This window comes from Kitasatospora sp. NPDC004614 (genome assembly GCF_042873675.1).
Taxonomy (GTDB): domain Bacteria; phylum Actinomycetota; class Actinomycetes; order Streptomycetales; family Streptomycetaceae; genus Kitasatospora.
In genome coordinates this window covers 74,142-75,498 of sequence record NZ_JBIALR010000030.1, presented here as the reverse complement: position 1 = coordinate 75,498, position 1,357 = coordinate 74,142, and the positions used below count along the sequence as shown (strand labels likewise).

At 72.5% G+C, this 1,357-nt stretch carries 1 protein-coding gene and 1 rRNA gene; both read left to right on the top strand.

Annotated features, from left to right (window positions below; genetic code table 11):
* Positions 1 to 86, top strand: a 5S ribosomal RNA gene (gene rrf / locus ACFYST_RS35160); the annotation flags it as partial.
* 369 nt (positions 87 to 455) lie between these two features.
* Positions 456 to 1,357: hypothetical protein (locus ACFYST_RS35155; RefSeq protein ID WP_387868394.1), on the top strand; the 902-nt coding region annotated here is incomplete at its 3' end.

Below are 1,357 nucleotides of genomic sequence, written 5' to 3'. Positions count from 1 at the left end.
GTTACATTCCGAACCCGGAAGCTAAGCCTCACAGCGCCGATGGTACTGCAGGGGGGACCCTGTGGGAGAGTAGGACGCCGCCGAACAATTCTTCAAAAGGCCGAGGCCCCAGCGATGAGCTGGGGCCTCGGCCTTTTTTGTTGGGCTTTTTCAGCCGAACACAGACGGCCGGCAGACGGCGGTCGGGCACCCGGACGCGGTGCTCGCTCGTGTGCCGGACAATGGACAAGACGGATGTAACGGACGGACCGGGCCCTGGTGGGGTTCGGGGGCCGTCCGGATCGCGCGCTGGTGTCGATGGATCGGCAGTGGCGCCTCTAGAGCCAGCAGTGTGCAGACAGGAGTCACCAGCATGTCGAACCCGCCCCAGGACCGGCCCGAGCGCCGTAACGACGGCGGCCGGGGCTACGAGCCCAGGTCGCGCGGGGGCTGGTCGAACGACCGCGGCCCGCGTCGTGACGACCGTGGCGAAGGCGGCGGCTACCGCGGTCGTGACGACCGTGGCGACCGTGGCGCCGACCGCGGTGGTTACCGCAGCGACCGTGGCGACCGCCCGTCGTACGGCGACCGCCCCCAGGGCGGCGGCTTCCGCCGCGACGACCGTGGCGACCGTCCGCAGGGCGGTGGTTTCCGTCGTGACGACCGCGGTGACCGTCCCCAGGGTGGCGGCTACCGCAGTGACCGTGGCGACCGTCCGTCGTACGGTGACCGTCCGCAGGGCGGCGGCTTCCGTCGTGACGACCGTGGCGACCGCCCCCAGGGCGGCGGCTACCGCGGTCGTGACGAGCGTCCGCAGGGCGACCGTGGCGGCTTCCGTCGGGATGACCGTCCGCAGGGCGGCTTCCGTCGTGACGACCGCGGTGACCGTCCTCAGGGTGGTGGCTTCCGTAGCGACCGTGGCGACCGTCCGTCGTACGGCGACCGTCCGCAGGGTGGCTTCCGTCGTGACGACCGTGGGGACCGCCCGCAGGGTGGGTTCCGTCCGCGTGAGGACCGTCCGTCGTACGGGCGGGACCGGGACGAGCGTGGCGGCTACGACCGTCCGCAGCGCACCGGTGGGTTCGAGCGCCGTGACGACCGTGGCGACCGTCCGCAGGGTGGGTTCCGTCGCGATGACCGTGGCGACCGTCCGCAGGGTGGCTTCCGCCGTGACGACCGCGGTGACCGTCCCCAGGGCGGCGGCTACCGCAGCGACCGTGGCGACCGCCCGTCGTACGGTGACCGTCCGCAGGGTGGCGGCTTCCGTCGTGACGACCGTGGCGACCGCCCGCAGGGTGGGTTCCGTCCGCGTGAGGACCGTCCGTCGTACGGGCGGGACCGGGACGAGCGTGGCGGCTACGACCGTCCGCAGCGCACC